Annotated in this window: 11 protein-coding genes; 10 read left to right on the top strand and 1 reads right to left on the bottom strand. The window is 34.2% G+C overall.

The genetic code is table 11. The features are described 5' to 3' along the window. Positions 1-297 precede the first annotated feature (297 nt). Positions 298-876, bottom strand: coding sequence for a DUF4251 domain-containing protein (locus ABD816_RS12990; RefSeq protein ID WP_344927984.1), 579 nt, complete (start codon positions 874-876; stop codon positions 298-300). Positions 877-1,370: 494 nt separating this feature from the next. Between ABD816_RS12990 and ABD816_RS12995 the strand changes: the two genes are divergently transcribed. From ABD816_RS12995 to ABD816_RS13040, 10 genes are all read left to right on the top strand, one after another. Beyond that, entirely contained in the window at positions 1,371-3,245 is a 1,875-nt protein-coding gene (locus ABD816_RS12995) for a T9SS type A sorting domain-containing protein (protein ID WP_344927987.1), read from the top strand. A gap of 52 nt (positions 3,246-3,297) precedes the next feature. Then, a complete protein-coding gene (locus ABD816_RS13000) occupies positions 3,298-5,154 on the top strand; it encodes a glycosyl hydrolase family 8 (RefSeq protein WP_344927989.1) in 1,857 nt (618 codons plus the stop codon). Positions 5,155-5,463: 309 nt separating this feature from the next. Further along, the gene (locus tag ABD816_RS13005; RefSeq protein ID WP_344927991.1) at positions 5,464-7,947 is read left to right on the top strand and encodes a T9SS type A sorting domain-containing protein; all 2,484 of its coding nucleotides are present in this window, start codon (positions 5,464-5,466) and stop codon (positions 7,945-7,947) included. Positions 7,948-8,091: 144 nt separating this feature from the next. Then, positions 8,092-10,503 (top strand): galactose-binding domain-containing protein, encoded by a 2,412-nt coding sequence (locus ABD816_RS13010; protein WP_344927992.1) that lies wholly within the window; start codon positions 8,092-8,094, stop codon positions 10,501-10,503. 380 nt (positions 10,504-10,883) lie between these two features. Further along, entirely contained in the window at positions 10,884-12,563 is a 1,680-nt protein-coding gene (locus ABD816_RS13015; protein WP_344927994.1) for an RICIN domain-containing protein, read from the top strand. A gap of 436 nt (positions 12,564-12,999) precedes the next feature. Next, complete coding sequence (locus ABD816_RS13020; protein WP_344927996.1) at positions 13,000-15,720, top strand: glycoside hydrolase; 2,721 nt, start codon at positions 13,000-13,002, stop codon at positions 15,718-15,720. A 71-nt stretch (positions 15,721-15,791) separates the two neighbouring features. After that, positions 15,792-17,720 carry an RICIN domain-containing protein gene (locus ABD816_RS13025; protein ID WP_344927998.1) on the top strand — a complete coding sequence of 643 codons (1,929 nt, stop codon included), beginning with the start codon at positions 15,792-15,794 and terminating at the stop codon, positions 17,718-17,720. Between the two features lie 30 nt (positions 17,721-17,750). After that, complete coding sequence (locus tag ABD816_RS13030) at positions 17,751-19,778, top strand: RICIN domain-containing protein (RefSeq protein ID WP_344928000.1); 2,028 nt, start codon at positions 17,751-17,753, stop codon at positions 19,776-19,778. Positions 19,779-19,785: 7 nt separating this feature from the next. Beyond that, positions 19,786-21,714, top strand: coding sequence for an RICIN domain-containing protein (locus tag ABD816_RS13035; protein ID WP_344928002.1), 1,929 nt, complete (start codon positions 19,786-19,788; stop codon positions 21,712-21,714). A 417-nt stretch (positions 21,715-22,131) separates the two neighbouring features. Next, positions 22,132-25,941 (top strand): carbohydrate-binding protein, encoded by a 3,810-nt coding sequence (locus tag ABD816_RS13040; protein ID WP_344928004.1) that lies wholly within the window; start codon positions 22,132-22,134, stop codon positions 25,939-25,941. Positions 25,942-26,083: the final 142 nt, after the last annotated feature.

The raw sequence follows: 26,083 nt of genomic DNA on the forward strand, positions 1-26,083 counted from the left end.
ATAATAATGTGAGGTTTAATCATAAACGCCACAAAAGAAATATTAATGACCCAAGTAGCTACGATTACTATGAAATAGAATTATTCTGGGATATTTTACATAGTATTACATTATAGCTACTGATTTGACTATTAACCGCAAAAAATTGGCTTTTACATAATTACTATCGATATAAAACACTGACGTGTTGGCTATATCTGCAATTATGTAAAATGCAAGCATCCGTCAATTTGCTTCAATAAATACATTTGTACTATAATTTATATTATGTAAAATAGAATATTTTACTGCATCCAATTAATTGGATGCTACACCTTCTTCTTTAGTTTCTATTGCTTTTACAATTCCTCTATAACGAATCGGTGTTCGATGACTTGAATTAATCATAATCGAAGCCGTTCCTCTGGGATAAATCTGAATTCTGGCTTTGTAAGATTCCATAGCATTACGAAAATTAAATTTTAAGACGCGTACACCTTTAGTATCCACATCACTGATTTCAAAACTATTGGGAATGCCATCAAATTGAATACTTACATTATTATTGTTATATGGCAACCCACCCATTTGCTGTTCTCCGTAATATGGTAAGTATACTGATATACTATCACCAATAACTTTAAAATGGTTATCATTACCTATTAAATTGAATTGATTGACTGTACTCCCTTGTAGTATCAAATTTGTATTACTCAATGATTGTAATCCAGATGATGCCACAGGATATGCCATATCAGAATCTATTATAAAATTTTGCTGTAAAATAAGCGCATCCGTATTTTTAAATGCCTGTGAAGAAATAATATCCTTAGAACTAGTACAACTCATCACAATCAACACACTACATACGAATACCACAATATATCTCAATCTCATATCAACTAATTTATTATAAACACTAAAGCTTTCACTTAATAATCAAATACTTAACTTACAGTTTTTTTTAGAAATCATTTTAATTTTTAACATCAAATTATAACAATCAACACATACAATACCTATTAAAAAACACTACAAACATATATTTTATCATTCTGAAACAGCTTCTATTTCTGGTAATTGACTCTATCTATCAATCTTCTAGTAATCAGTTTAATACTTATAAATTTGGTGTGAATACAGTAGTAATTAGACCTTAATTTTAACTATTTAATAATTTTTTTGTTATAATTTTAAACATATATTTTTTGTTTAATATTAAAATTAGAGTTCACTATCGAATTCTAAAAATCTACTTACGGATTCTAAAATTATAGACAACTTTAGGTTCCAATCACATATTTTAGGTAGTTGGTTGACCAATTTTTATCTATCAATTAGGTAATAAAGAATTTACTTTTTTTTGAAATAACACTAATCCAAACAATACAATGAAACGAAAACAACTGCTGTTTAAAATTACAATACCCTTTTTATTAGGAATATGCGGTATAATAAATGCTCAATCAATTGTATCACACGATTTTAATGATGGGAAACTTGGCCCCTTTGAGTCAACGAATCTAAACAGGATGACCTTTAAAGATGGGGCTCTTGAATGCACATGGAAACCAAGTGATTACACAGGCACTGGCACGTCTTCTAAGAAAACAGAATTCAGAGCTGATGACAATGCATATGAATTCAGGCAGGAATTTTGGACAGGTTTTAAGGTTAAAGTTCATGACGATGTTTTTGCTACCAACACGAATAATGATATGTCATTTATGCAGATTTGGGGTTTTGATGAAACAGGTGCTAACCATTATGCGATGCTTAAGTTCGATGGTCGTAATGGTGGTGCATTGACTTGGTATCACAGAAATGGTGGAGGCTCTGCGGGAAAATCCAATTTTCTTGTCTACCCTGGTTTTCCACGAAACAGATTTGTAGACATTATCATTCATGTTAAATTAAGCAGTAATGGTGGTATTGTTCAGATTTGGGCCGATGGAGATCTGAAATTAGATATATCAGGTCAAAATATGGGCTGGGGTGAAATGGATGCTAACGGTCAGATTAATAATTCGTATTCAACACCGGGTTCCTGGGGTATGTATAATTATCGTAATGTTCCCGGTTATGAACAAACATATGATTCTGACAGACATTATTTTGATGGATATCTGGATGGAGAAACCAGAACACTCACATACGACGATTTGACTCTATGGAATGGTCCAAACGGATATGATATCGTGGATCCCTCTGATGGTACTATTACTCCTCCATCTGGTTGCGAATTACCATGGATAACAAATAATTTCACAGTGTCTGATAACACGGTAAATTATAGTTCTGGTGCTATCGATATCTCTTGTGTAGATAGCGTTGATATTACGTTAGATATCAAAGGAGAAGGTAATATGGAAACTGAAGACTATATAAATGTATATTATAAAGTAGATGGTGGTGCCCTAAGAACAATCGCTACACATACAGATTCTTTTACTACAAAAAGCCTGGAGGTATCTGATATTAATGGAGATACTATAGAAATTGTCATTCAGGCATATACGAGCTACCCTGGAGAAGTATATACTATATCAAACATTAAAATTTCTGAAAATAACACTACTACAAACGGTGTTAATTTTCAATTAGTTAAAAGAAATGCTACTGGTTTTGCTATTGATGGTGGTAGCGGAGCAGTTGCAGGTAGAAGTGTAGAATTATATACGAATGTACAGCATAACAATCTAACCTGGACAGAAATTGATCGCGGAGGGGGCTATTATTCATATCAAAAATACAATACTAATGTTTGCTTGGATGGTGGTGCTGGTGGAGCTAATGGTCAAGACGTTACATTACAGCCTTGTAATGCTTCAGACTATGGTCAGCACTGGCAAAAAATAGATGCAGGAGCCAGACATTATCGATTACAAAAACGTGGTACAAACTACTCTTTAGATGGTGGTAATGGTGGTGACATTGATCAAAATGTGTATTTATGGAGTTCTGGTAGTAGCAATCAAAATCAACACTGGAGGTTTGATAACGCAAATAAAAATGCAGATGCAGATGTAAAAGCCTTAAATAAAATCGACATCTACCCAACCTTAGTTTCTGATCTACTTACCGTTAATATCCCAGAGTCTGAATCTGCATGGATACATATAGCAAATATGGCTGGACAACAAATTTATTCAGAATTAAAAAAAGGAACAACATCTGTAAATCTGGAACATCTCGAAACAGGGGTTTATTTAGTGAAAATTAATAATAATGGAACTACATCGATTACAAAAATTGTAAAAGATTAATACATATTCATAGCAAATATAAAAACCTTTTTAACCAACAAAATTATAACAAATGAAAATCAGTCTTACTCTATTCTTAGCCCTATTAACTTTCCCTTTTGTGAAAGCTCAGAATTCAGATATCAATTATCTGAATAAAACGTATGCATACGGTACTATGCCAAATAATGTAGGTTCAACCGATATGCAAAACGCATATACTACTTGGAAATCCACATTTGTAGATACCAATTGTTCTAATGGCAGTGCCCGTGTTAAATTTGATCAACCAGAATTTACAGTATCCGAAGGTATTGCTTATGGGATGCTATTGTCTGCTTATGCCAATGATAAAGAGCTATTTGATGGATTGTGGTTATACTATCAAACCAATTCTAATGGGAATGGCGTGATGAATTGGAAAATTCAGGGATGTAATACTGTCAACGGACAAAATGGTGCTACAGATGCAGAAATTGATGTTGCCATAGCACTTATCATTGCAGGAAACCGTTTTGGTAATGATGATACCTATGATTATCACACGGATGCAAAACAATTAATCGCAGCGATAAAACAACATGAAGTCGAATCCGGATCTTATGTTCTTAAACCAGGCGATGCCTGGGGAGGTTCGCAAAATACCAATCCCTCCTACTTCGCTCCCGGATATTTTAGAGTATACGGAGAGTTTACCAATGATCAGGCGTTTTGGAATAATGTAGCTGATAAAAGTTATGAGATACTAAATGCTAATCTATCTGTAAACAATGCAGTAGATTGTTTGGTATCTGATTGGTGTAAAGCAAATGGTACTTATTCTGATATTGTTGACTGGGCATATGAATCTGGTCAAACATTCTATTATGATGCTGCCAGAACTCCATGGAGAATCGCAACGGATTATGTATGGTATGGTGATTCTGACGCTGCCAGCTATACTACAAAATGTAGAAACTTTGTAAATAGCAAAGGTGGAATCGCACAGATCAAAGCAGGCTACAAACAAGATGGTACGGTAATAGGTAATTATCAGGATCCGGTATTTACGGGTTCATTTGCTTCATCAATATTATCTTCTACTAATCAAAATGAAGTTAATACTGCATATACTACCTTAAAAAATCAAACATCGACTGCATATTTTGCAGCTACTTTAAGAGTATTATATATGTATACAATGAGTGGAAATCTTTACAACCCTCTTACAGACACAAATAATCCAACTATACCAACCACGACAGTGGTGCATATGAAAAAACGGAATGCTTCGACATTCGCAATTGATGGAAATTGGGGAGGATCAAATAGACAAAATATATTTTTATGGTCGGCAAATACCAATAATGTAAATCAACAATGGAACGAGATTGACCGTGGAAATGGATATTATTCGTACCAAAAAAGTGGTACTAACCATTGTATTGACGGGAATAATGGAGGAGCTAATGGACAAAATGTATATTTATGGGATTGTGGCGAGAACAACTATAATCAGCATTGGAGAAAAGTAGATGTGGGCGGCGGAAGTTATCGTTTAGAAAAAAGAAATAGTCCTGGTTATTCACTAGATGGAGGAAGAAATGGAGTTGATGGACAAAATCTATATCTATGGACCTCTAATAATGCAAATCAAAATCAGCATTGGACATTTTCTACCGTTGCTGAGAGTAAAGGAAACAATAGTACTACGCAACAAGAATTTACTACGTACCCTAATCCGGTTTCTAATGTATTAAATATCAATATTCCTGATTCAAAATCTGCAAAAGTTGATATTATTAATGTGACTGGACAAATAATTCAAACAGAAAATATACAAGGAGGTACCGCAAGTGTTAATGTTGAGCAGTTAAGTAAAGGGATATATCTGGTAAAAATTACTGATGAATTACAGGTATATGCACCACTCAAGATAGTAAAAGAATAACAGTAAAATAAATAGCTTTCATAATCAACCTAAAAGTATAAGTTTAATTAATAAACATTAAAATGCTTATACTCATTTGGTTTTGATAAGAATGCATCATTATGAAAAAGTAAAGTGTGCTTAAAAAATTAACTCTTTTTTTAAGCATACTTTAAATTGGTCAACCAATAAAATTACGAATTCTAAATTCATAGTGTCAAATACTTCGATTTTAAGAACGGTTAGTATATCTAGATGCTAAATTGAACATTCAAATGGTAATTTAGTATCTGAAAAATTCACTTATCAGACTACCTAATTTACACAATCATGAACTCACAGTTACTTTATCATTTAAAAACACGTACTGGTTTTGGTTTATTAATCTTAACAGTATTCTTATTAGCCAACAAGAGCGTTTATAGCCAAACCACGGTAAACTCTTTAAGTGCACTACTACCCTATCTAAATGACAATAATGCCAATGTTAAATTGGCTCCTGGTACTTATAATGTTACCGCGGCCGATATATCAGCAGGTAAGTTTAGTAATCCTATCTTTCTTTTTGAGGGTTCTAATAGCACTTATGATTTTACAGGTGTTACGATTAATTTTGATACAGCCATATTCAAAAGTTTTGGACGTGTAGATGTCAAAGAGATTCAGGTTTTAGGTAATAACAATGTCTTAAAAAATCTAAAAATGGTTGACAATGGCAGTGTTACGGATAATCCTAGTAAAACTGCACTTGGTATTGCTTTAGATGGCTCTGGCAATAGAATTGAAGGCTTTCATATGACTGTAAAAGGATCTTGGCCTTATGGTTACGGTGATGCCTTCGGAAAAGGAGGATCTAATACGATTATTTATCACTATAAGCATTCAGCGATACTAGTGAGAGGAGAATCAAATCATCTTAAAAATTGTACTGTGATTCATAGATCATATGGTCACGCTATATTTATGCAGGCTGCTAATAATCCTTTAATAGAAGGCTGTTATGTAGAAGGGGAAATGCGTTCTACTGATGATATGCTCCTGGAAGAAGGAACAGGTACGAGAGCTGATGATGTTAATTTTATGACCACCTGGGGATATAGATTACCAGCGGGTTATATGATGAGTACTGGTGAAGAAGGTATTAGAGCATACAATGGTGGAGAAACTTTTATTAATGGTGTTAGATATGAACGAGGAACCTCAAACCCTACGATCCTTAACTGTACTATAAAAAACATGAGAGCTGGAGTTACATTGACACATGCAACGGGAACTAAATATGTAGAAGGATGTGTTGCTATTGGTTGTGAAAGAGGATATGCTATTGGTTCTGGTGATATAGTAAACTGTAGTGCAGACGCTCAATATGGACCTATATTTGGAGTCGATTACGAAAATGATCGAAATATTACAGCAGATATTACTGTATTGCCTTATAGCGGGCAATCATACAATGGTAGTAAACATCTGGCTATTGTGATAGGTAGTGGTCACGATTTAACTTTTAAAAGTACTATTGATAATCCTGATCAGTCATTAAAATTGAATGTGGGTGGAGATAATACTACTATAGGATTACGATCTAATGATGAAAATTATACAGCAAGCAACATCAATATTAATAATCTTACTAAATATCCTTTAGTATTAGCATCAGAAAGTTCAGACTTGACAGGTGAGTCTTGTGGAACAATCACTAATAATGGTTCTGATAATGATGTCTCCACATCTACAGATTGTAATACAGTGACTCCTCCTCCTACAGGCTGCTCATTACCCTGGACAGATACTAATTTTACGGTAACAAATCAAACAGTTAATTACAGTTCTGAAGCAATAGATATCTCTTGTGCGTCTGCAGTGACCGTTTCTATGGATATCAAAGGAGAAGGTAATATGGAATCAGCCGATTATATAAATGTATATTATAAAATTGATGGAGGTACCTTACGTACAATTTCAGAAAACACCGATTCTTTTGCGTCTAAAACAATTTCTGTAGCTGATCTTGAAGGCGATAATATAGAACTTATCATTCAGGCTTACACTAGTTATGCAGATGAAACTTATAGCATTTCTAATATCAAAATTTCAGAAAGTAGTACGACAGGATCAGAAACTTCAACAATAGTTCATATGAAAAAACGAAATGCATCCACATTCGCAATTGATGGTAATCATGGAGGTGCTGATGCGCAAAACATATATCTATGGTCTCAGAATAGCACTAATAAAAATCAACAATGGATTGAGATTGATCGTGGTAACGGATATTATAGTTATCAAAAACAGGATACTAATTACTGTATTGATGGTAATAATGGTGGTGCTAGCGGTCAGAATGTATATTTATGGACTTGTCAAAACAACAATCAGAACCAACATTGGGAAAAAGTTAGTATGGGATCGGGAGCTTATAAATTGATAAAGCGTAATGCTTCTGGATATGCATTAAATGGTGGTTCCGGAGGTGCAAATGGACAAAATGTTAACTTATATTCCTCATCCAGCAGTAGCCAGAACTTACACTGGATTATTACCCCTGTTAGTACAACAAAGAGCAATGATCTATCATCAAAAGACCAGATAGATATGTATCCTAATCCAACTTCTGATATTTTAAATATTAGTCTTGGAGGATCTGAGCAAGCGCAAGTGTCTATTATTAATATGACAGGACAGGTAATCAAGACAATTAGTATTACAGAAGGCACTAATAGCATCAATGTTAGTCAATTAGCAACTGGTTTATATACGGTTAAAATTTTTAGTCAAACGAATAGTACATCAATTAAAAGATTAATAATTCAATAATCTATAGATTGCTTTTTAAGTGTAAAAGCAGATGAACTATAGACTTCCTAAAAATAGTTAACAAAAAAATTCATGAAAAATTCAATGTCAAATAAAATATACTCAATTAGGTGTCTCAATATTTTGTTTGTATTAGCCGTATTTATGAGTTTCCAGGTAAAAGCACAAACAACAGTTAGTTCGTTAGCAGAACTTCGTGCTGCTGTTCAGAATAGCAATCAAGAAATTGTCATGCAGTCAGGCGATTATAATCTAGAGGATTTAGCCAGCAGTTCCAGAAATATTCTTTTTACAGGTAACAACAACACAATTAATCTTACCGGAGTATATATCGATGTACCGGTAGGTAGTGTAAGCTCCGCATATATAATTGTTTCTGGTGATGACAACACCATTATAGGTGGAGAAATAGAAGATACCTATAGAAATGGAATGACAGAAGTAACTGATTTTAGTGCATATAATCAAGATAGAACAAATTTAGCAAATGGTCTTGGCGGTGATGCTGTTATGAATATTGAAGGTGATGACAATCTAATAGATGGTCTTAAACTAACTACAAGAGGTTCATATCCATATGGATATGGAAGTATGTACGGTATTGGTAGTGATAATGTGTACGGATTAGATAAACGTTGTGGTATACTTATTACAGGTAAAAGAAATACAATCGATCATGTAGAATTACAGCAAAGAGCTTTTGGACATGGAATATTTATGCAGGGAGATGCTGATGAAACAGTTATCAAAAATACGTTGGTAGAAGGGAGAGTCAGAGCAACAGCAGAATTGTATCAGGAAACAAACTCATTTGACTTACCTTACAGATCTAATTATAAAATGCCTCTAGACGATAATGCTCCTATCCCTACTGATGAAGTACACTCTCTATGTGAAGACGGATTCAGAATGTACAACATTCCTGGAAGCATAACCGTAGAGAATTGCACAGCAAAAAAAATGAGAGGTGGTGTTCGATTGTATTTGGGCGGACCAGCTACTGTAAATAACACTACGTCTATTGATTGTGGTGCGACAAACTGGAATATGCCATCAGGAGGAAATGTAATCAATTCATCTGGAAATTTTGCATATGCTCCTTTATCTGATTTTAGATTGAGCAGAAGTAATATGGATATTGAATGGACTATCATTCCATCCCCTCATGCAGAAGGTCCGCATAATCTAGCAGATGTTTTAGGGAATAATCACAACATTGTATTTCATAGAACTCCAGGTCCTTTGGATAGTGATGAAGAACGTGCTATTGTAATTTCAGGAGATAATTCTACTATTGTCAATGAAACAGAATATAAAATTATTCTTGAATCATCTGCTAGTGGAAATACTATCGTTAGTTGTGGTCCCGTAACAGATAATGGTGCTGGTAATAATGTTTCGTCTTCTGGTGAATGTATTGACACCACTACTCCACCCATTACTGATAATCTGGCTTTATATGGAGTTGCAACTCAATCATCCTTAGACTATGATGGTGCTGCATCTAGAGCTATTGATGGTAATACGAGCGGAATATGGAATCAAGAATCGGTAACGCATACAGCAAATGAGGCAAACCCATGGTGGCAAGTTGATCTGAGTACAACTAAATATATAGGTGATATTACAATTTTTAATAGAACAGACTGTTGTACCACCAGATTGTCTGATTTTACAGTTTCTGTAATCGATAGTGATGGTAATACTACCTTCAGTCAAAACTATATGACTACTCCTTCTCCATCATTAACTTTGAATGCAGGAAATGTCCAAGGCAAGATAATAAGAGTTCAATTAAATACGAGCAATGCATTGAGCTTAGCAGAAGTACAAGTTTTTGAAGGCGAAACTTCAATAGGAACATCATCAATAGTACACATCAAAAAACGGAATGCTACATCTTTTGCTATCGATGGTAATCATGGAGGTGATGATGCACAAAACATATATCTATGGTCGCAGAATAGCACGAACAAAAATCAACAATGGATGGAGATTGATCGTGGTAACGGATATTATAGTTATCAAAAACAGGACACTAATTACTGTATCGATGGTAATAGTGGTGGTGCTCAGAATCAAAATGTTTATTTATGGACTTGTAATGAAAATAACCAAAATCAACACTGGGAAAAAGTAGATGTAGGATCTGGTGCCTATAAATTGATAAAGCGTAATGCTTCTGGATATGCATTAAATGGTGGTTCTGGAGGTGCAGATGGGCAAAATGTTAACTTATATTCCTCATCCAGCAGTAGCCAGAACTTACACTGGATTATTACGCCTATTAGTGATAGCAAGGAAATTATAGAAAAAATAAAAGCTGATTTTGAAGTATATCCGATCCCCTTTTCAGATATATTAAACATACAATTAAATGACTCACAGTCTGAAGCAAAAGTGGATATAGTAAACCTCACTGGTCAAATTGTTTTTTCCAAAAGAATTACCTCTAATACGAGTACAATACCTCTGAATAAATTAATTAGTGGTGTATATATTGTAAAAGTAACCGGAGATAATAAAACGATTAGTAAGTTGATAACAAAGAAATAAGATATTTAATGATAATCTTACAATAGTCTGCTAATGATATCATAATGTTAGCAGACTTATTTGTTTTACAAAGAAATTTAAAACCTCTCCTTTATATACTGACTTTTTAACGCAATACCACCAATAATCCTAAGCTTACTCTATTGCTGTCTTACCGTCTGAAAGCTGTTAAATAAAGACCAAATTCGTTAGGAACGAAAAAATCTTGTCTCACTACGAATTCTATATTCATATATACTAATTCTAAAGGGTTTAAATAATTCAATTTTAATCTAATTAATTTCACGTTTACATTAATTGGTTAACCAATTAAATTGCAATAAATAATAATCTAATTATTTCACAAACCAACACCTTAAAACCTAAAAAACTCAAAAATCATGAAACAAAAACACACATGTAGAAGTATCTTAACTATTTTATTTTTATTAGCTACAATACATATGAATGCTGATAACAGATCAGTTTCTCTGGGAGGCGATATACAGGATGCCATTGACTATGTTAGTTCTACGGGTGGTGGAACCGTTACACTAGCCGCAGGAACATTTACAATTAATGAATCATTAAAAATAAAAAGCAATGTCACATTACAGGGTTCTGGAACCTATGCAAGTACAATTAAAACGACTCAAAATATTAAAATTATAGAGCAAGCTGGATACGGATTAAAAAATATAACAATTAGAAACCTTACACTTACCGGAACAAATCAGGTAGATGGAGGTGGTATGGATATTGTATCTTATGGTACTGATCATGATACTATCTTGATATCTAATGTACGTTGTTATAATACTGGATGGGGAGTTCATATAAAAGGTGCTAAGAATCTCACAGTAGAAAACTGTGATTTTAGTAAAAATGGAACTAAAGGAAAAGAAGGATTTGCACATAACATGTATTTGAGAAGAGTATATGGAGCTACAGTAAAAAATTCATCTTTTAATTATTCTACCTCTGCTAATGGAATAAACATATCTTATAGTGAAGATATAGAAATCTATAATAGTGAAATGATTGGTAACTATTTTAGAGGTGTTCGTGCTGCAGATACCGAAGGATATTTAGTACATAATTGTATTATTACAGATAATGGTTTTGGTGCAGATGATGATAGCAGTTATGGACTCGGAGCTAACAGTGAAAACTTTACTGCCAGAGATATAGATTTTCAGGATAATTGTGTAGCTAATAATGATCGACAAGGAATTTATGCTAAATCTGGAGCAACAGGTATAATTAAGAACAATAATTCTTATGGTAATGGTGATGATTATGACGTAACTAGTGTTGTTTCTCAATCAGGTAATATTAGTAGTGCTAGTCAATCTTGTGGTTCTGTTGTTAACCCACCTACAAACTCTTCTGTTGTACATCTTAGAAAACGCAATGCTTCTGGTTTTGCTATTGATGGAAATTGGGGTGGAGCAAATACACAAAATATATTTTTATGGTCTCAGAATGCTGGTAACGTAAACCAACAGTGGAATGAGATTGATCGTGGTAACGGATATTATTCATATCAGAAAGTAAACACCAATTATTGTATAGATGGTAATAATGGTGGTGCAAATGGTCAGAACGTATATCTTTGGGAATGTAGTAATAATAATCAGAATCAACACTGGAAAAAAGTGGATGTTGGCAATGGAAACTATAGATTAGAAAAACGAAATGCCTCTGGATTCTCTTTAGATGGAAATAAAGGCGGTGTTAATGGGCAAAATTTATATTTATGGGAATCTAATAATTCAAATCAAAATCAACATTGGACCTTTGGATCTGCAAATAAGAGTAATGACTTAGCATCAAAAGATAATGTGATTAGTAGTGAAGCATTTCCTAATCCATTTGAGAATGTATTGAACATCCGTTTAGGAAATTCACAAGCCAAAGGTAGAGTAGATATTACTAATACATTAGGTCAGGTCGTTTTCTCTAAAAATATTACGAATGGAGCTGGATTTTTAGCATTGAGCACATTAGAATCAGGAATATATTTGGCTAAAATAACTAGTGGCACCGAAATATCAACGATAAGGGTTCTTAAAAAATAACAATACTATATCTACAAATTCTAGAATACAAAGGCAGGGGACATAAACCTGCCTTTCTCTATTTTACAACTTTTCTAAATAATAAGAGTAATTAAATAATATGACACTCGAGTTATTGAAGAAATAGCCTGAGATAAAAATTCACTATACTTTTTATTTAATTATTCTCATACAAGCTATCATTACTGTATTTACTCAATTTTTTTATGTGAAATATCCCCTACTCTATACAATTGATTTAACATAAATATAAGAATCAGTATCTCTTTTTAAAAAAGTATAAAAACGTAAAACAGGATTACCATTGCAAATTATAATTGATCATATACAAATTCTAAATAGCACCACTATTAATTAGATCATATGAGTAATTTACTTCCAATTAAAAATTGGTTAACCAATTTAAAAATCTTTTTATAAAAGAAATGAATACGTTATGATCAAATTGAGTAGGGTTTTTCAAACATCAATAGCAATATTAGCTTTTAGTTTACACATATCAGCGCAGCAAAACGTTGAAATTGATTTGGGATCTAAACATCAAAAAATTCAAGGTTTTGGAGCTTCTGATGCCTGGAATATGGATCCTGTAGGTAGATATTGGGATACTGATGTAAAAGAAGATATTGCAGAACTATTGTTCTCTACAGAAATTAATGGTAACAATCCAAAGGGAATTGGCTTATCCAGATGGAGATTCAATATTGGAGGTGGTAGTGCTGAGCAAGGTAACTCCAGTAATATTGATAAAGAAGAAAGAAGATCAGAATGTTTTATTACAAGCGTATCAGGAGGTGTCGCAAATTATGATTGGAATAAACAACTAGGACAACAATGGTTTTTAAAAGCGGCTAATGATTATAATGTACATCAATTAGTAGCTTTTGTCAATAGCCCTCCTCGCTTCTATACCAAAAATGGAAGAACAAATAGTAATAATTCCAATAGATACGGAACTACAAACTTAGGAGATAGTAATTACAACAGATTTTCAGACTTTTTAGTTACTGTTTTAAAACATTTTGACGATGAAGGAATAGAATTTTCACAGATTAGTCCAATCAATGAACCTCAATACGAATGGAACAGTGGTCAGGAAGGATGCCCTTGGAAACATAATGAGGTATATAAACTAATAGAAAAATTAGACCGAGATATTGTAGCAAAAGGGCTAAATACTAAAATTTTATTGTCTGAAGCGGCTGATTATAGATACTTAACCGGAGTAAAAGATGACAGCGATAAAAGTGATATCATTGACAATTATTTCAACACTAGTAGTCCCTACTATTTAGGGAATTTCTCTCAAATGCTTAATGGTATCGGTGCACACTCCTATTGGATAAATGGCTCAGATTCTTCTATAAATTCTTCCAGAGCAAGTGCAAAAGCTAAAGCAGCGAGCTATGGAGATTTAGAAGTATATCAAACAGAGTATAACTTACTAAGTCAGCATTATGATGACAAATTAACTAACGCTATTTTCTTAGCAAAAATTATCTATGCAGATCTCGAAATTGCTGGTGTGAGTATGTGGGATTATTGGACAGCACTTGAAAGAGAACGATGGGATCAAAAAAATAGATTTTATTTAATAAAATTAATACCCGGAGGTGGTGACTATGCTTCCTTAGAAAACTCAGGGAGTATTAATGTGGATAAAAACCTTTGGGCATTAGGAAATTTCAGTCGGTTTATAAGACCTGGTTATCAGCGTGTGAGTACTAATGGTGCTGGTAATTTAAATTCTTTAATGGGGGTTTCTTTTGTATCGCCAGATCAATCAGAATTAGTAACCGTATATACAAACTGGTCTGACAGTGATGTTAATATTAGACAAAGCTTAAAGAACTTACCTAATAATACTTATGCTGAGTATGCAGAAGTATATATTACTGACGCATCTAATGATTTAAAGAAAGTAGCAAATCATACCTTAAGTAATGCATTTACAGTACCTGATAAATCTATCGTTACTTTTAGAGTTCCCTTGTTTAATGGGGACCCTACAACACCTATTGTTGATTTCACACCAGATCCTGCTAAGGTATATTATATAGATGCTCCGGTTCATAATCTACGATTAGCCGCTACAGGCGAAAGCGAGGATCCGTATACAACAAATACTTCTGCCTCTGGGGATAATGTAAAATGGCAATTTGTAGCAGCAGATAATGACACTTGGTTTATACGCAGAGCTGCAGGGGGTTCTAAACCCGGCTTGCGTACAAACAATACTAGTTTTGCAGATATGCAAGCAACATCAAGTACAGGTGGATGGACACGTTATGAAATAACAAATGGGTCAAGTTCAGGAACTTATTTCTTAACAATACCAGGTGGTGGAGCAAACTACAGAAGATTACAGGTAGATAACTCCGGTACTGTTAGAATGGTAGATGAGGGTAAAAATGGTACTTGGGAGTCATTTAGAATTACAGAAGCAGGAAATTCCAATAATAACAATGGATCAGATAACTTAGTACATATTACAAAACGTAATGCCACTGGTTTTGCTGTAGACGGTCAAAATGGAGCTGCCGAAAGACAAAATATACAGCTCTGGAATGCAGATACCTCTAATCCTAACCAACAATGGTTAGAAATAGATCATGGCAATGGATATTATTCTTATCAAAAGCAAGGAACTAATTATTGCATAGATGGTAATAATGGCGGTGCTAATCGGCAGAATGTTTATTTATGGCCTTGTGACACCAATAATCCAAATCAACATTGGCAGAAAGTAGATGCAGGAGGCGGAGCTTATAAATTGATAAAGCGTAATACGAATTTTGCACTCAATGGAGGAAGTGGCGGCGCTAATGAGCAAGATGTAAATTTATATGATGCTTCTTCAAGTAGTCAAAACTTACATTGGTTTATTACATCATTAACGGCTGCAGACAAATCATCCAATCTTAGTAATAATAAAAGCGTGCTAATTTATCCAAGCCCAGTAAATAATATAGCAACTATTGAGAACGCATCAGATTCTATTATAAATATTTATAATATAAATGGTAGTCTGGTATTTACTAAAACTATTTCTAGCATCAATGAAACTGTAGATTTAACTGCATTATCTACAGGAACGTATTTTGCAAAAGTGACCGGAAAATCTTCAATAAATGTATTAAAGATTATTAAAGAATAAAAAATTATAACAAGTGATTTATTAAAAACTTGTATTAATAATTCAAAAAAGAAACAACAAAAGCATAAATCATGAAACACTCATTTTGTTTATCAATACTAGTTTTATATTTAGGATTATTTAGTACACTAAATAGTCAAACATTAGTGACACACGATTTTAATAATGGTCAGTTAGGACCTTATGAAATTAGAAAATCTGACCAAGAGACTAGGGTAAAAGTTATAGATGGTGCAGTACGAACTCAGTGGAGAGAGGATTTGTATAATGGTACCAATTCAGGTAGAAAAGCTCAATTTATGCCTATTGGTGATCCCAGGTTTACACAACACATTTGGATGGGTTTAAGCCTTAAAATTGATAGTGATTACATGCAAAACAGTCCAAATACACAAGCTGGGTTGATGCAGATATGGGGCTATAATGGATCTTCAGGAGCAGCGAATCATATGTGTATGTTGAGATTTGAAAACAGAAATGGAGGAACATTGGTATGGCAACATCGCTACAATAGTGTTTCAACATTTACGTACCATGATATCTTAAGGAATTTTCCAAGAGATGAATTTGTAGATATTGTAATGCACGTTATCTTAAAAAATGTTGACGAAGGTACTGTTCAGGTTTGGGCAAACGGTGAGTTAGTAGTAAATGAGACCAATCAAAGAATTGGTTGGGGTGATCAGGGTCCTAATGGTATGATCAATGGGACATATTGTTTTGGAACTTCAATTGGACAATATAACTATTCATCAGAGGATTATGTGAATAACGAAACTAGAACTGTTACTTATGACAACGTTTCTCTTTATGATAAAGCAGATGGATATGATCTTGTAAATCCAGATGAAAATAGCACTACGGTAGGTTTTACACCAGATCCTGCTAAGGTATATTATATAGATGCTCCGGTTCATAATCTACGATTAGCTGCTACAGGCGAAAGCGAGGATCCGTATACAACAAATACTTCTGCCTCTGGGGATAATGTAAAATGGCAATTTGTAGCAGCAGATAATGATACTTGGTTTATACGCAGAGCTGCAGGGGGTTCTAAACCCGGCTTGCGTACAAACAATACCAGTTTTGCAGATATGCAAGCAACATCAAGTACAGGTGGATGGACACGTTATAAAATAACAAATGGGTCAAGTTCAGGAACTTATTTCTTAACAATACCAGGTGGTGGAGCAAACTACAGAAGATTACAGGTAGATAACTCTGGTACCGTTAGAATGGTAGATGAGGGTAAAAATGGTACTTGGGAGTCATTTAGAATTATAGAAGCAGGAAATTCCAATAATAACAATGGATCAGATAACTTAGTACATATTACAAAACGTAATGCCACTGGTTTTGCTGTAGACGGTCAAAATGGAGCTGCCGAAAGACAAAATATACAGCTCTGGAATGCAGATACCTCTAATCCTAATCAACAATGGTTAGAAATAGATCATGGCAATGGATATTACTCTTATCAAAAGCAAGGAACTAATTATTGCATAGATGGTAATAATGGCGGTGCTAATCGGCAGAATGTGTATTTATGGCCTTGTGACACCAATAATCCAAATCAACATTGGCAGAAAGTAGATGCAGGAGGCGGAGCTTATAAATTGATAAAGCGTAATACTAATTTTGCACTAGACGGAGGCAGTGGCGGCGCTAATGAGCAAAATGTAAATTTATATGATGCTTCTTCAAGTAGTCAAAACTTACATTGGTTTATTACATCATTAACGGCTGCAGATAAATCATCCAATCTTAGTAAAAATAAAAGCGTGCTAATTTATCCAAGCCCAGTAAATAATATAGCAACTATTGAGAACGCATCAGATTCTATTATAAATATTTATAATATAAATGGTAGTCTGGTATTTACTAAAACTATTTCTAGCGTTAATGAAACTGTAGATTTAAGTGCATTATCTGCGGGAACGTATTTTGCAAAAGTGACCGGAAAATCTTCAATAAGCGTATTAAAGATTATTAAAGAATAAATGAAAATTATCACAAGTAATAATATGAATATGAAAAATCTAACGGTAATTCTTTTCTTTTCTTTGTTCTTTATTGAAAGTAATGCTCAAAATTATAACAGTTCTCATTATGTAAATGGAATGGATTATGTACTGGGTGATGTAAAACAGGCGTTTATACAAAATAGGATTACTACACAAGCGCAAGCGGACAATTTACTTAAAGGATTCAGGGAAATGAAAGTAAACGGAATTCGAATTCCTATTTTCCCAGAAGGAGCAATTCCTAATAAAGCAATGTTAACTTATTTTTACAATCAAGCTGTTGCTCAGGGCTTCCCAATTATGGCAAATCCAGCTCAAAGTTCAGGAGCTAAAAATATTGCATGTGAAGGATTTGGTATTGATTGTAATACAAGAGGTGTCGCTGCCAGAACAAATATATTAATAGACCACGTTAAAGAATTTGCTAGCGAATATAAGTGTAAATGGATTAATCCTTTTAATGAGGACGGGCGGACTACCCATGGTTGGAATGCGAGTCAAATGAATACGATTTACTCATCATTATATGGGAATGTAAATGGAGCAGAAATTATTGGTTCAGGAGCATGGGGTATACCAGCTAGTATTGAAGTAATGCGAAATACTAATATTAGTAATTACATCACCGTAGCAACTACACATAATTTAGGCTATGATCACGGTTCTTGGGCTACTTTTATCGATGTAGCAAGAGCAAAAAATTTGCCTGTATGGGATTCAGAAGTAAATCATAATATAACGGAGGCTGCCAATAGAAATACTACTACACGCCTTGTTGAAGCTATTAATAGAGGAGTTGATGGTTTAGTGCTATACAATAGCTGGAAATCAATTAATTTAACCAATGGATCTATTAATGCAGCGGGTCAAGCAGTAATGGATCTTTTTTTGGTTGAAACAGCAGAAATCCGAACGGACAAAAAATATTATATTGATTGTATAGGCGTTAATAAAAGATTAGCTGCAGATGGTGAAAGTGAAGATCCTTACGGAACGACAACCACTACTACAGGTGCTAACGTAGAATGGATTTTTGTGCCTAAAGGTAATGGATATTATCATATCAGACGTGCTGCTGGTGGTACAAAACCTGGCTTAAGAACAGTTAGTAATACTGCACTAGCAGATATGCAAGCTACTACATCTTCAGGAGAACAAACTTATTATGTGTTAACGCCAGGTTCTGCAGCTGGAAGTTACCATATTACCTTGCCTGATTGGCAGTGGGGAGATGGTCGTAAAAGACTACAAATGAATAGAGCTAATCAAGTACTTTTTACCACTACTGCCAGTAGTGGTAGTTGGGTTTCTTTTAAGCTGACCGAAGCAGGGAACTATAGTAGTACTGGTTCAAATGTAGTTCATATTACTAAAAGAAACTCCACAGGTTTTGCTATGGATGGACAAAGCGGAGCCTCAGAAAGACAGAATATTTACCTTTGGAATGCTGATGTTTCAAATGGTAATCAACAATGGATAGAGATAAACCGAGGGAATGGATATTATGCTTATCAAAAACAGGGAACTGACTACTGTATAGACGGTAATAATGGGGGTGCTAATCAACAGAATGTGTATTTATGGCCTTGTGATACTGAGAATCCAAATCAACACTGGCAGAAAGTAGATGCAGGAGGTGGAGCTTATAAGTTAGTAAAACGTAATACAAATTATGCACTTAATGGTGGAAGTGGCGGTGCCAGAGAACAAAACGTAAATTTATATAATGCTTCATCAAATAGTCAAAATTTACATTGGTTTGTTACTCCATTAGATACTTCTGCAAAATCATTAGAGACTATTGATGGAAAAAGTATCGTTATGTACCCTAATCCTGTAAATATTTCAGCAACAATTAAAAATGCTTCGAATTCTATACTTACCATTTATGATATAAAAGGAAGTGCTGTATTTACAAAACCTATCACTAGTGAAAGTGAATCTATTGATTTAAGTAAGCTAACAGCAGGTATGTATTACGGAAAAGTAAGTACTACCAGAAATAATGTAATTATAAAATTTATAAAAAATTAAACATCACATGAAAAAATCAATTTCTTTAATACTCACACTATTTTGTCTGAGTATTTTAATCCCAACTATACAAGCTCAAGGACTTATTTCACACGATTTTAATGATGGTGATATGGGACCATTCGTAGACTGTACTACTAAAAGTCCTAACTATGCCAAGGTTGTAAATAATCGTTTAAGAACCTATTGGCAAGAATCTAGTTATAATGCTTCAGATAGAATGACAAAAGGTGCAGAGGCCTGTGGTGACCCGGTTCATAATGGTATTGGTTACCTAACCTATAAACATTGTTGGCTAGGATTTACTATGAATATAGATGAGGCATATATGGGACCAGAATATACAGGTATAGGTGGTTTGGCTCAAATTTTTGGTTTTAATGATGCTAGAGGTCAATTTAGCTGGACAGCAATGCTTGATATAGAAGACGGTGATCTCACCTGGATAGATAGACGAGGCATAGGTGCCACCAGAGTTGATCTTACGATTTATGAGAATTTCCCTAGAGGAAGAGATATGGATATCATTATACATGCGGTACTTTCTGATAACAATCAAGGGGAAGTTGAGATATTTATAAATGGAAATCTAGAATACAGTGCTTATAATATTAATATAGGTATGGGAGATTTTGACGATAATGATGTGCAAACGGATCAATCTTATACAGAATTCAAAATAGGTCAATACAATCATTCTGGTGCACATGAAAATGAAATAAGAATAGTAGATTATGACAATATAAGCTGGTATGATGGAGAAAATGGCTATGATATTGTAAATCCTGATGCCAATTCGGGGCCCATAACCTCTTTTACTCCAGATCCAAATAAAACATATCATATAGACGTACCGGTACATGATCTTAGATTAGCCGCTAATGGAGAGAGTGAAGACCCTTATACTGCATCAACTTCTACTACTGGAGCTAATGTAGGATGGCAATTTGTAGCTGCCAGTAGTGATACCTGGTACATACGTAGAGCAGCAGGAGGTTCAAAACCTGGTATTCGCACGGATGGTACTGAGTTTGCTGATATGCAGGCAACATCAAGTAATGGAGGATGGACTCGGTATAAAATAACGGAAGGTTCAAGCTCTGGAACTTATTTTTTAACGTTACCCAACGGAACCTCAGATCATAAAAGATTACAAGTAGATAGAGAAGGTTTAGTTAAAATGGTTCCTGACACGTATAGCGGAACTTGGGAATCATTTGCGATTACAGAAACAGGAAATAGTAGTACTGGTTCAAATGTAGTTCATATTACTAAAAGAAACTCCACAGGTTTTGCTATGGATGGACAAAGTGGAGCCTCAGAAAGACAGAATATTTACCTTTGGAATGCTGATGTTTCAAATGGTAATCAACAATGGATAGAGATAAACCGAGGGAATGGGTATTATGCCTATCAAAAACAGGGAACTGACTACTGTATAGACGGTAATAATGGGGGTGCTAATCAACAGAATGTGTATTTATGGCCTTGTGATACTGAGAATCCAAATCAACACTGGCAGAAAGTAGATGCAGGAGGTGGAGCTTATAAGTTAGTAAAACGTAATACAAATTATGCACTTAATGGTGGAAGTGGCGGTGCCAGAGAACAAAACGTAAATTTATATGATGCTTCTTCAAGTAGTCAAAATTTACATTGGTTTGTTACTCCATTAGATACTTCTGCAAAATCATTAGAGACTATCGATGGAAAAAGTATCGTTATGTATCCTAATCCTGTAAATACTAATGCTACAATTACCAATGCTTCGAATTCTATACTTACTGTTTATGATATAAAAGGAAGTGCTGTATTTACAAAACCTATCGCTAACGAAAATGAATCTATTGATTTAAGTAAGCTAACAGCAGGTATCTATTATGGTAAGATAAGTACCACTGGAAATATTGTCATCATAAAATTTGTAAAAAATTAAGCTTGTAGCTATTTTTTATTATGTAATAGTATTATTTAGTAAGTTAAATAAGGCATTAAGAATAAAATTGTACGGATACCTAATTTTATTCTTAATGCCTTACTTTTTGTAAAGTCTCCCCCCTACTCTTGTGATATTCTGATTTCTTATTATATCAATGGTATTAAATCCAAATTTTATAAATCATTGAAATCAAAAAATCTAGTTATTACGACATATTATAAATCTTCTATAACGAATTCTAAAAGACGCCTCGATATACTACTCCATATGATTATTTTTCAGGTTTTTAATGATAAGTAGAACATTGAAAATAATGATAGAATTACAAATTTGTTTAATACAAAAATTCATTTCAAAACTTCTAATCTAAAACTCTCAAAATTGCTTGTATAAGCAATTTTAAATAATTTTAAAATGAAAAATATATGTGCCCTTTTATTTATCATATTAAGTCTACACGCATATGCTGCTGATTACTATGTTTCTAATACAGGTAGTGATACCAATAATGGTACTAGTGAAGATAGTCCTTTTGCTACAATACAGCATGCAGTTAGCTTAATGCAGGCAGGTGATACTTGTTACATTCGTGGAGGCAGTTATCACGAAGATATTGACTTTTCAGGTATTTCGGGTTCACCTGGTAACCCTATCATTATTACTGCATACCCAGGTGAAAAGGTTATACTTGATGGCACTATTCCTATTACTACAAACTGGACACGTGATCAGGGGAGTATTTTTAAAACCACTATTAGTGAAGATGTTACACAACTATTTTTAGAAGGTGCGCCTATGACCTTGGCACGTTTTCCTAATGCATTAGTATGGTCGGATGAAATGTGGAGTTCTGGTGGTACTAGAAGACAAAAGTTTTGGGATACCCAGAGTAACTCAAACAATGGTCATGTGGTGGATGATCCATCCAGAGGACCTTCACCACATTTAGCTGCTGCAGGAGTTTCCTTTAATGGATGTGTAGCAGTAATGAACTTTGGTAACCACCGCTCTGATGCTAGATTAGTATCAGGACATTCTGTAGGTTCAGCTGAGTTTGATTATAGTCCTACCATAGAGAAATACAAAACAAGTAAATTTTACTTTTTTGAAGGAGGAAAAGATAATGCAGAGCGGGTAATGCTTGATAGTGCTCAAGAGTGGGCATATGATGAGTCTACTAAAACCTTATATCTTTGGGCTCCAGATGGGCAAAATCCTACGGGAAGAAATGTACACGGAAAAACCCAGACCTATGCTATTGTTGGTAATGCCAGTACTAAACATATAACAATCGATGGATTGAACTTTTTTTCTACTGCTTTTTCCTTCACATCATCTGATAACATAACTATACAGAATTGTAATTTTGATTATCCAACAGCTTCTACACGAGCATTAGGAAGTTATGCTACAGAATTAAGTTCACAATTTGTTGGTTCTGAAACAGATTTTTGTGTAAATAATGTATTGTTTAACTGTGCCTTTCGTTATTCTGACGGAAGAGCTTTATTAGGTAGTTATATTGAAAATATGAGGGTAGAAAATAATTTATTTTACCATACTAATTATTCTTGTATTGATGCCTCTTGGGGAGTAAACTTAGCAAATTCAAGGGATTTACTTTTTAGTAGAAATACTATAGAGGTTGCAGGCCCCTCCTTAACATTAACTACCGGTCAATATGGACCAGATAATGGTAGCAGACCTCAAATTCTTGAATATAACTATTTAACGCTTTGTAGTCTTCAGCAGGACGATGGTACAGCCATGTATATTGCTCCTCCTGCGGTGCCTAATTCGATAGCACGTTACAATTGGTTTATTAATAATGCGCAAAAAGATTTTAGATGGGATGGCAATGGTAGAACTGCAGCACTTACCAGTAAAAATGGTAACTGTTATCGCAATGTGGCTACCTCTTCTAATTTGAAACCAAATAATATACGTGATAGCGGTTACCATCTTAAAGGAGATGATCATGAAGTTTATAATAACATAGGCGTATTTGGCAGGGCATCAATTTCTGTTTCTGTAGCATCTGGAGGTAACGCTAATACCGTTGCTTACAATAATGCGGCGGATATTCTCTATGATGATCCTATGCCTGGAACAAATTCTAATAACTTTTTTGGTCAAAATGAGACAAAATCCATGAGTGATTTACTAGTAGATCCTGGTAACTTAGATTTTAGACCAAAACCAACTGCTACAGAATTAATTGATAAAGGTATAGAAGCTACAGTAACATATAATGGACAAACTGATGATGTAACTGCTGGATTCGTAGGCGCTGCACCAGATCTTGGAGTGTATGAATATGGTGCTTCCTCTTATTGGATACCAGGGCGTATAGAATCAAAAGCTTCTATGCCAATCCCTACAAACGGTAGTGTGGATATAGCACTTAATACGGATCTTATGTATGTAATTGGTTTAAATGGTGAAAAAGCACTTATCTATTTAGGTACCGATGCAGATAATTTATCGTTGGTAACAACTAAAAATGATCCAAATAATATCGTAAAGTTAACAGGCAGTTTTGCACTAGAGGATGAAAAAACTTACTATTGGCGTGTAGATACTCAGTTAGAAGATGACTCAATAATAACCGGAGATATCTGGAGTTTTAGTACTGGTTCAGAAGTCATTATACCAGATGTTTCAGTTACAGGAGTTAATGTTTCTCCTGAAAATGTTTCCTTATCCGTAGGATCTATGCAACAATTAGAAGTAACTATAACTCCATTAGATGCCACGAATCAGGATGTAAGTTATACAAGCAGTGATACCGCAATAGCAACCGTTGATGATAATGGACTGGTTACTGCAATTGGAGATGGATCTGCAACTATAACAGTTACAACATCAGATGGTGAATATACGGCTACCAGTACAATATTGATTAATACTTCATCAATTGGCATAACGGTAAGTCCAGGTGACGTATCCTTAAACACAGGAGAAACTCAACAATTATCTACTAACAAATCAAATATTAGTTATAAAAGTAGTAATATAAATATCGCCACTGTCAATAGCAATGGATTAGTTACTGCCATAGGTGAAGGCTCTGCGACTATAACCGTTACAGATGACAGTAATGGAGATACGACTTCTAGTTTAATAACAGTAAGAAGTGCGTGTGGAACTTACAATATTTCACTTATAGAGGCAGAAAACTACTGTGAAATGTCTGGCATAGAAAATCAAGGTGAAAATATAGGATATATCAACAATAATGACTGGACCCTATATAAAAATATAAACTTAAGTAGTATAAGCTCAGTTAGCGTTAATGCTTCAAGTGATTCTGCTGGAGGAAGAATTGAGCTTAGAGTAGGAAGCACCACGGGAACAATACTAGGTACCGTAGAAATTGGAAATACCGGTGGTTGGAATATATGGAATATTAGTACAGCTGAAGTTAATAAAATAGCAGGAATACACGATCTTTATTTGGTTTTTAAAGGTGGTACCGGCTATTTATTTGATCTAGATTGGATCAGTTTTGAAGAGGACGAGAATCAGAATTCACAAATTGTTCATTTGCGAAAACGTAATGCTCCGGATTTTGCTATTGACGGAGATCATGGTGGAGAGAATTTACAAAATATTTATTTATGGGAAGCTAACTCTTCTAATCCAAACCAAAGATGGATTGAAATAGACCGTGGAAATGGATATTATAGTTATCAGAAACAGGATACTGATTTTTGTATTGATGGAGGAAACGGCGGCGAAAATGGGCAAAATGTGTTATTATGGACTTGCGGTGACACTAATTATAATCAACATTGGTTAAAAGTAAGAGTGGGTGGTAATGCATTTAAACTTGTAAAACGAAACGCTTCTGGATTTGCGATTAATGGTGGTGCGGGCGGAGCTAATGCTCAAAACGTAAATCTATTTAACTCTGCTAGTAATGGCAGAAGTTTACAATGGATTATTGAGGTGGTAGATGATGAAAACAAAGCGGATAACGAACTATTAGAAAGTACGATTAATATCTATCCAAACCCAGTAAATGATTTAGTTAATATTGAATATGACGGATTGGAACCAGCAGTATTAAAAATAGTAACTATTTCAGGACAAACAATTTATTCTGAAGTATTAAAATCTAATACTAATACAATCGATTTAAAAGCATGGTCTAATGGTGTATATCTTGTTCACATCATAAGCGAACAAGATATTGTAATAAAGAAACTTATCAAGGAATAAAGTAGTACTGGAGTTGAATAATATAGCGATGTATTTCGATTACTATATTTTTAAATTTATAAAAACTTTAGTAAAAATTCTGTAGATAAAAAATAAACAAGGATTTTTCTTTATTCTCTGATTACGATTTAAAGTTGAGTCT

This window comes from Aquimarina addita, from assembly GCF_039539305.1.
Taxonomy (GTDB): Bacteria; Bacteroidota; Bacteroidia; order Flavobacteriales; family Flavobacteriaceae; genus Aquimarina; species Aquimarina addita.